This window comes from Komagataeibacter sp. FXV3 (assembly GCF_015155755.1).
In the GTDB taxonomy this organism is placed as follows: domain Bacteria; phylum Pseudomonadota; class Alphaproteobacteria; order Acetobacterales; family Acetobacteraceae; genus Komagataeibacter.
Map to the genome: position 1 here is coordinate 1 of NZ_VWPI01000134.1, position 8841 is coordinate 8841.

8 protein-coding genes are annotated in these 8841 nt (G+C 62.7%); 3 read left to right on the plus strand and 5 right to left on the minus strand.

Features of this window, described 5'->3' with window-relative positions; genetic code table 11:
• A partial coding sequence (locus tag F1542_RS12410) for a glucan biosynthesis protein (RefSeq protein ID WP_193733318.1) occupies nucleotides 1–427 on the plus strand: 427 nt, incomplete at its 5' end.
• Entirely contained in the window at nucleotides 415–2592 is a 2178-nt protein-coding gene (mdoH, locus tag F1542_RS12415) for a glucans biosynthesis glucosyltransferase MdoH (RefSeq protein ID WP_193733319.1), read from the plus strand. The genes F1542_RS12410 and mdoH, both read left to right, overlap by 13 nt.
• A gap of 19 nt (nucleotides 2593–2611) precedes the next feature.
• Here mdoH and F1542_RS12420 read toward each other — a convergent pair whose 3' ends face one another.
• On the minus strand, nucleotides 2612–3064 hold the full coding sequence (locus F1542_RS12420) for a hypothetical protein (RefSeq protein ID WP_193733320.1): 453 nt from the start codon (nucleotides 3062–3064) through the stop codon (nucleotides 2612–2614).
• A 754-nt stretch (nucleotides 3065–3818) separates the two neighbouring features.
• Here F1542_RS12420 and F1542_RS12425 point away from each other — a divergent pair.
• Nucleotides 3819–5135 carry an MFS transporter gene (locus tag F1542_RS12425; RefSeq protein WP_193733321.1) on the plus strand — a complete coding sequence of 439 codons (1317 nt, stop codon included), beginning with the start codon at nucleotides 3819–3821 and terminating at the stop codon, nucleotides 5133–5135.
• A 420-nt stretch (nucleotides 5136–5555) separates the two neighbouring features.
• Here the strand turns inward: F1542_RS12425 and F1542_RS12430 are convergent, their stop codons facing one another.
• From F1542_RS12430 to F1542_RS12445, 4 genes are all read right to left on the minus strand, one after another.
• Nucleotides 5556–5834, minus strand: coding sequence for a hypothetical protein (locus tag F1542_RS12430; protein ID WP_193733322.1), 279 nt, complete (start codon nucleotides 5832–5834; stop codon nucleotides 5556–5558).
• A 135-nt stretch (nucleotides 5835–5969) separates the two neighbouring features.
• Complete coding sequence (gene hisC / locus F1542_RS12435) at nucleotides 5970–7040, minus strand: histidinol-phosphate transaminase (protein WP_193733323.1); 1071 nt, start codon at nucleotides 7038–7040, stop codon at nucleotides 5970–5972.
• Nucleotides 7041–7137: 97 nt separating this feature from the next.
• Complete coding sequence (locus tag F1542_RS12440) at nucleotides 7138–7686, minus strand: ankyrin repeat domain-containing protein (protein WP_193733324.1); 549 nt, start codon at nucleotides 7684–7686, stop codon at nucleotides 7138–7140.
• Between the two features lie 96 nt (nucleotides 7687–7782).
• Complete coding sequence (locus F1542_RS12445) at nucleotides 7783–8808, minus strand: MBL fold metallo-hydrolase (RefSeq protein ID WP_193733325.1); 1026 nt, start codon at nucleotides 8806–8808, stop codon at nucleotides 7783–7785.
• Nucleotides 8809–8841 lie beyond the last annotated feature (33 nt).

Consider the following 8841-nt stretch of genomic DNA (forward strand, 5'->3'; position numbering starts at 1 on the left):
GAACGAAGTGAACGACAATATCGTCTCTTTCTGGCGACCGCAGGATGCGCTGGCGGCGGGGCGTGAATATGTCTTCACCTACCGCATGTACTGGGGGTGGGATACGCCATGGCCCACTAAACTGGCGCGTATTTCCGCCACCCGCACGGGGGAGGCGACAGATGATTCGCATACCCGTTTCTTTGACCTCGATTTTGTGGGCACACCCTTCGACAACCTGCCCGAAAAGCCACATTTCCACCTGCAGTGCCGTGCGTCCGCAGGCGAAATCCGCAATGTGGTGGTTGAACCGGTTCCCCCCATCCATGGCTGGCGCAGTACGTTCGAATTCGCGCCCGGTGATGCCAAGGTGGCGGAACTGAACTGCGTGCTGGCCGATGACAACGGCCCCGTGTCGGAAGAGTGGGTCTACCGATGGACCCCCTAGCCATGCACGCGCCATCCGGTCCGGCGGCGGGCCAGCCTGCGCCACTGCTGCCGCAGGGGTGGTGCGCCCTGCCGCCCACGGCACCGCTGGACATGCCGGTCCATCCGCTGGAGGCCGCACCTGACCTGCATGGACGTGCTCCCGTGCCATCGACCCAGTGGCGGCTGATTCACCTGCGCCGCCTGCTGGTGATCGGGGGCGCCGTGGCCATGACCGGGCTGGCCGGTTACGAAATGGACCTGGTGTTCAATGCCGTGCAGCGGTCTGTGGCCGGCATGGTGATGCTGGTGCTGTTCGTCATGCTGTTCCTGTGGATTGCGCTGGCCTTTACCTCCGCGCTGGCGGGATTTGCCTCGATGCTGGCGCATGGCGGCCTTGGGCTGGGGATCGAGCGCAGTGGCCCGCTGCCGCGCCTGGCCACGCGCACCGCGCTGCTCATGCCGACCTATAACGAGGACCCCGGCCGTGTGATGGCCGGCCTGCGCGCCACCATCGACAGCCTTGCCGCCACGCGGCAGGAACGCGCCTTTGACGTTTTCATCCTGTCGGATACCACCGACCCCGACGTGTGGGTGGCGGAAGAAGCCGCCTATATGGCGTTGTGCCGTGCCACGGGATGGGGCGGGCGGCTATTTTACCGCAGGCGCGCGGTCAATACGGACCGCAAGGCGGGCAATATCGGTGAATGGGTGCGGACCTATGGCGCGGCCTATCAGCAGATGATCACGCTGGATGCCGACAGCGTCATGTCGGGCGACGTGATCGTGCGGCTGACGGCGGCCATGGAGCGCAATCCCGGTGTCGCGCTGATCCAGTCCCTGCCGGTCATTGTCAACGGGCAGACCCTGTTTGCCCGCATGCAGCAGTTCGCGGGGCGTGTCTATGGCCCCCTGATCGCCCATGGCATTGCATGGTGGCACGGGTCGGAAGGGAATTACTGGGGCCATAACGCGGTGATCCGCACCCGTGCCTTTGCCGAACAGGCGGGCCTGCCACACCTGCCGGGGCGCAAGCCCTTTGGCGGCGCGATCATGAGCCATGACTTCGTGGAGGCGGCGCTGATGCGCAGGGGCGGCTGGGCCATTCACATGGTGCCCGCCCTGGCCGGATCGTATGAGGAAAGCCCGCCTTCGCTTACCGACATCGCCATCCGCGACCGCCGGTGGTGCCAGGGCAACCTGCAGCATGCAAAGGTGGTATCCGCGCGGGGGCTGCACTGGATCAGCCGCATGCACATGCTCATGGGCATCGGGTCGTATGTCACGGCCCCGCTGTGGCTGGTCTTCCTGCTGGTGGGGATCGTGGTCTCGCTGCAGAACCGGTTCTACAAGCCGGAATATTTTGGCGATACCAAGCTGCTTTATCCCCACTGGCCACATGTTGACCCGGTGCAGGCGGAATACATGTTCATCGGCACCATGGGCGTGCTGCTGGCGCCCAAGATACTGGCCTACCTGCTGCTGCTGATCGACGGGCCGCTGCGCCGTGGCTGTGGCGGCGCAATCGCGGCGGCGGCGTCCATCGTGGTGGAAACGGTGATTGGCGGCTTGGTGGCCCCTGTCGCCATGATCATCCAGACGGCGGGGGTCATTTCCATCCTGCTTGGTCGCGACTCGGGGTGGAATGCGCAGCGGCGTGATGCCGGTGGCCTGCAGATCATGCAGAACGTGCGGCTGTACATGGTCCATACCATACTGGGTATCGCGCTGGCGGCGGCGGCGTGGAGTGTTTCGCTGCCCCTGTTCCTGTGGATGCTGCCGGTGACGCTGGGGCTGGTCTGCGCCATACCGCTGGCGGTACTGACAGGCAGCGCCGCGGCGGGACAGGCATTCCGGCGTGCGCGCCTGCTGCTGATCCCCGAGGAAACAGCCCCGCCGCCCGTATTGCACGCGGCCGTGGGCTACATGATGCGGATGGCGGGGCAACCCGTGCAGGATGCGGTGGCGGCGCTACGTGCGCGGGCCGGGTTGCTGAAGGTACATGAAATCATGCTGCCGCCGCCCCGCAGGCCGGGCGACCCGATCAACCCGGCCCTGCTGGTCGGTCTGCTGAAGCTGCGTGAGGCGCCGGATCTTGCCACCGCCCTGCGTGAACTGAACCGGGCGGAGAAGTCAGCCGTGCTGGGCAATGCGGAAGGGCTGCAGCTTCTGGTGCGCCTGCGCTGAGCCAGGACAGGGCACGTCTTCAGTCGGAGGACGTGCCCTCGGGCGGGGTGACCACTTCCTCGCCTTCATCCGACCCGTCAACCGACATGATCGCATCCAGCGAGTCACACAGCTTCTTCTGGTTGGCGCTGGCCAGTTTTCCGGGGGCCGCGCACAGCTTGGCGGCATCCGGCACGCAGGATTCGGTTGCGTCCTCGTAATCGGATTCCATGATGTCGTGCGCCAGCGACAGGTTGGGGTTGTGTGCACTTTCCCCCGCTTCCTCAATGACCTTTTCCATCTTGTGCAGGTCTTCAAGCTTGTCGAGGCAGGCCTTGCTGGCCAGATCCGGTTTCAGGCGCAGGACATCCATCGCACGCTGCACCTTCTGCGTGGCCAGGCTCTGGCCGTGGGCAGGGGCGCAGACCAGCGCGGGAGAAAGCAGCAGCAAAGCAACCGGCAATGCGGCAAGGCGTATGGAATTGATGTTCACCGTAACCGTTCCGTCTGTCCATGCCCCGGCATGGGAGGATGCAGCAGGCAATGCCTGTCCCGCACCGGGGTGCGGCCCCGTCCGGGTGTGGGCGGGATGGTGACTATGGCAGGAACCCACCCATGGCGAAAGATGGGGCCAGGTGGTGATGCATATAGCGTATGCATAAAAATATGATCTGAAATCCCCTGATATAATAAGGAAAAAACGTGAATCGCGTCGAAAATTTGAGATTTCCCTTACATTCTCGAGAGTTTTTTAGTATAGATTGACCCTACTGAATATATTTTTTGTATCCGTATGGAGGTTGGAGACTATCGGATCACTGTGAAATCGTCCGCAACTGCAACGATTTTGTATATCCAGCCAATTCCTGGTCTTTCCAGTGATGGGAGATCACGTGGTTTTGCCTTTTTTTTAGGTGCGGCCGGGTGTTTTTCATCGATATTGTTATGCAACCCGTACCAATTGGTACGTTTTCTGCTGGATTGACGACTTTTGGCCGGTGGCACTTATGGGGAAGCAGGTTTGCCAGGCATGATGCGCTGGCGTTTTGGCGCTGGCGCCGTTCTTCTGTTCCCGCATTGCTGTAACCGGTCCGGGTGATTGCACACCCGAACTTGTGAAACTGAGGTTCCGTACTGGTGTTTGCCGGAAATCCGGACGGTACGGACGCAGCCTGCATCGACGCTCCACAATGAGGTGGAGCCCCTCATCTTCGTGTCGGCTGCCTGTGAAAGAGGAGAATCTCCCCTTGAAACAGACAGACAATCTGTCCGAATCAACGTCCATAGCTGATAAGCTTGGCATCCCGGCCCCCCTGTTCTGGGGGTTTGTCGGCCTGCTGTTCTTCATGATCGGTGATGGTGTCGAGGCCGGCTACCTGGCCCCCTATCTGGAGGGGCAGGGCATTTCATCGCGCAATACCGCGCTGCTGTTTACCATTTATGGTGTGACCGTCTCGCTGTCCTCATGGGCATCGGGGCCGCTGTCCGATCTGTGGGGCCCCAAGCGGGTCATGTGGATCGGCCTTGCCATCTGGGGTGTGTTCGAGGTCCTGTTCCTGACCTTCGGCGTGGCCGTCAACAGCTATCCCATCATGCTGGCCGCCTACACCATGCGTGGTTTTGGCTATCCGCTGTTCACCTATGGCTTCCTTGTATGGATTGCCGCCGCCACTCCGCCGCGCCAGCTGGGTTCGGCCGCGGGCTGGTTCTGGTTTGCGTTCTCTGGCGGTCTGCCCACGCTGGGTTCGCTGTTCGCCAGTTTCTCCATCCCGCTGATCGGCGAGATGGCGACGTTCTGGTCCTCGCTGGCGCTGGTCATGTTCGGTGGCCTGCTGGCCCTGCTGATGACGCGTGAGCCGATCGGTTCCAGGCGCCTTGCGGCCCCCGGCACGCCGCCAGCCACGATCTTCTTCAGTTCGATCAGCATCCTGTGGCGTGAACCCAAGACGTTCATCGCCATGATCGTGCGGACCATCAACACGTCGTCCGAATATGCGTTTCTGGTCATCATGCCGGCGTTCTTTACCAAGGTCATCGGCTTCTCGCTGTCGCAGTGGCTGCAGCTGCTGTCGATCATCTTCCTGTCGAACATCCTGGTGAACCTTGTGTCCGGCATCACGGCTGACCGTCTGGGCCACCGTACCGTTGTCGCCCTGTTCGGTTGCGTGGGTGCCGCGATCACCGTGCCGCTGTTCTACTATGTGCCGCAGATGTTCCCCGGCAACTTCCCCATCGCGGCCGCCATGGGTGCGCTGTATGGCGCGACGATCGCCGCCTTCGTGCCGCTGTCCGGCCTGGTGCCGCAGATCTGCCCGAAGGAAAAGGCCGCCGCCCTGTCCGCCCTTGGTCTGGGTGCTGGCGCCAGCACATGGGTTGGCCCGGCCATCGTGACATGGTTTGAATCCTGGCACGGGATCGAGGGGATCATCTGGATCTTCTCCGGCCTGTATGTCGCTTCGGCCCTGATGACGCTGGTGCTGACCGTCTCGCCGGAAGCCCGTCGTTACATTGACGCGGCTGCTGCACGCGGTGATGTGGCGGAAGAAGTGACGCTTGGTCACTGATCCGTCATGGATCCTGACCCGGTCGGTTGTTCCGATACGGGTGGAAAACGGGCCTGCTGCAAAGCAGGCCCGTTTTTTATTGTTCTGAAGGTGCGGGTGAGGTGACAGGAGGGGCTGGGGAATATGGCTGTCTTGTGGACAGCAACCTGAGGCTCTGTGGTTCCCGCCTGGCTGGCACAACCTGTGGATCAGGCACAGGTGAGGATTGCCAATTATGAAGACGTTTTTGGTGAAGCTTTTTCCAAACAGCCTCGAAAGAACGCCGCCTTTTTGAAAAAAGGCGGCACCCAAAAACTTTTCTTTTATTTATCAAAGTGTTGTTTTCAGACAGTCGCCAACCGATCCGGACCTGTTTCTCTGACAGGCGACAGGGCATGAAAAAGGCCGGTACCCTGCGGGACCGGCCTTTCTTGTGTCTGTTCAGATGCTGCGTTCAGGGCGGCGGCGCGGGCTACGTGGCCGGTCCGTGCCGCCGGGGCGGGCAGTATTGCGCTGTTCCCCGGCCTTCAGGGCGGGGGCGGCGCTGACCTCGCTTTCCAGCTGACGGATGCGCTTCTGTACGCTTTCGCGCAGGGCGGGGGCTGTATGCGATTTCATGGTGGCCAGCGTTTCACGCAGGTCACGCAGCTGCTTCTGTTTTTCAGCAAGCGTGCGACGGATCGGCTGGTTGTCGGACATCTGTCCGTGGAATGCGCGCATGATAAGTGTCCTGTGGACCTCGGGTCCAGGAAATGAGTTGTCAACCGTATGGGTGGAAAGACGAACGGCACGTACTGACCGCCTCCTGCCATTCACGGCAGGTCGGGCAGGCGCAGGTACGTGATGAACCGGGGGCTAACCCCCGTTTTGCGCCAGCACGTCAGTCAGTCCCGTTATCAGGGCCTGACAGTCGGCGTCAGTACCAATGGTGATGCGTAGCCACTGTGCAATGCGCGGGGTCCGGAAATGACGCACGATGATTGCCCGTTCCCGCAGGGCGGAGGCAAGATATGCGGCGTCACGGTCCGGGTGCCGGGCGAATATGAAATTCGCCTGTGATGGCAGGACATCGAACCCCATCTTTCCCAGGCTGTCGGTCAGCCTGTTCCGCGAGCTTATGATTTTCTCACGGGTGTTTGCAAGCCATTCCCGATCCTCGATCGCAGCAATGGCCCCCGCCTGCGCCAGACGGTCCAGCGGATAGGAATTGAAGCTGTCCTTCACACGGGTCAGGGCCGCGATCAGGTCGGGCTGCCCGATGGCGTAGCCCACCCGCAATCCCGCCAGCGCGCTGGATTTGGACAGCGTGCGCACGACCAGCAGGTTGGGATGCTGGCCTACCAGCGCAATGGCCGTCTCCGCGCCGAAATCGACATAGGCTTCGTCCACCACCACCACCGCGTCGGGGTGATCCGTCAGCACGGTACGGATGGCGTCCAGACCCAGTGCGATTCCCGTGGGGGCATTGGGATTGGGAATGATGATGCCCCCACACGGCCGGCGATAGGCGGCAATGTCGATGCGCATGTCATCATCCAGCGGCACCGTTTCATGCCTTATGCCATACAGGCCACAGTAAACGGGGTAGAAGCTGTAGGTGATGTCGGGAAACAGCAGCGGTTCGGGATGGTTGAGCAGTCCCTGGAATGTATGGGCCAGCACTTCATCCGATCCATTGCCCACGAAAACGTGGTCGGCCGGGACATCATGCGCGCGCGCGATCGCGGCACACAGCGCCTGCGCCGTGGGATCGGGATACAGGCGCAGCGTGTCGTTGGTCGCCGCCCGTATGGCATCCAGTACCTTGGGCGAGGGGCCATACGGGCATTCATTGGTATTCAGCTTGATCAGGTTGGCCAGTCTGGGCTGCTCCCCCGGTACATAGGGGGTCAGGGTATGGACGACAGGGCTCCAGAAACGGCTCATCAGGGTGAATTCCAGATTGTCAGGGTCATGAAACAGGCGCGCGCCCATCGTGCCTGCAGGCTACGGGCGCGCGGAATGGGTATATGGGAAAAAGTGGTCAGCCCTGGGGCGTGGCCGGACGACCCATGGCGGCGACAAGGGCGGCATTGCCCTGCCGGGTGGCCAGGATGCGCGCGCTGATCCCTTCCCCATCACGCAGGTCGGGATTGGCGCCATGTTCCAAAAGGAAGGTCACCATGGGATCGCGGTTGAACATGACCGCAAAGGTCAGCGGCGTGCGCCCGACAAAGTTGGGCACGTCAATTGCCGCGCCATGTTCCACCAGCACGCGCGCGCACGGCAGGTCGCCCTTGAATGCGACACCGGCCAGCGCGGTCGCCCCCTTTGCATCCTGCAGATTGGGGTTGGCCCCACCCGCCAGCAGGGCGCGCACGGTTTCGGCATGGCCGTTATAGGCCGCCAGGATCAGCGCGGTATAACCTTTGTCGTTGCGGGCGTCGGGGTTGATGCCCGCGTTCAGGAATTCGCTTACCAGGTCTGTCTGCCCGTCACGGGCGGCGGACAGGAACAGGGTCTCGATTTCCGCGCTGCTGAAGGATTCGGGTGCGGCGGCGGCGGGGTCGCCGCTGGCGATTGTCTTGCTCATGTGCCTGCCTCGCTGGTCGGGTTGCGGAAAACGGGGGCTAGTCCCGTCAGGTGGGGCGGATCATAGGACGGTTCGGCTGAAAAGAACATCGGGCAATCATGCATCATCGGGTTGCCGCCATGCGATGTCGCGGCATTCCCCATGGTCCATGACCCCCATCACATCAGGGGGCAGGCCGGTATCCTGCACGGCCCGGGCCAGTCGGCGCACGGGTTCGTCCATGGGTTCGTCCGTCAGGCGGAACGTGCCGAAATGCATGCCGATACCATGTCGCGCCCCAAGCTGGCGCAGGCCCTCCAGCGCTTCCTCGGGTGTGGTATGCACGCCCGCCATCAGGTCGCGCGGATCATACGCCCCGATGGGCAGGAGTGCGATATCGGGCGCGCCCAGACGGTCATGGATCAGCCCCCAGTGCCGCCCATGCGCGGTATCCCCGGCAAAGAACAGCTGGTGCCCCGCATCGTCGCGCAGCATGAACCCGCCCCACAGGCTTTTGTTGCGGTCAAAGGGTGTGCGGGCCGCGCCATGGCGGGCGGGGGTACAGGTTATCTGCAGGCCCGGGATGGCCATGGACTGCCACCAGTCCAGTTCCATGATCCGCCGCAACCCGGTTGCGCGCATGAAGCGCGCGTTGCACAGCGGTGTGACCACCAGCGGGTCATCCCCGCGCCGGGCAATGGCCCGCAGCGTGGGCAGGTCCATGTGGTCGTAATGGGCGTGGGATACCAGTACCACGTCAATGTGCGGCAGGTCAGCCAGCGCCCGGCCCGGCGCACGTACCCGCCTGGGCCCCATGAAGGAAAAGGGCGAGCAGCGCAGGGAGAAAATGGGATCGGTCAGGATGCTCAGCGCCGTGCCATCGGGGCGGGGCAGGCGGATCAGGAACGTACTGTGCCCGATAAAGGTCACCTGCACCGTGCCGGGTGCGGGAATGGCATGCGGGTCGCCGATGGGGACGGGGTTTTCAATCCATGCGGGCCAGTCCGATTTTGGCCGGTTCCACTGCCATTTCAGAATGGACAGCCGCCGCATCCGCCCCGGTGGCGCGGCGTCGGGGCGGATGGCGGGGGGATTGAAAAAGCGGGTGCCATCCGTGTGGTCGCTGGCGGGTAGCGGGGACATGCATGGTCTCCATGGGCGGACGGTGCGTGGCCC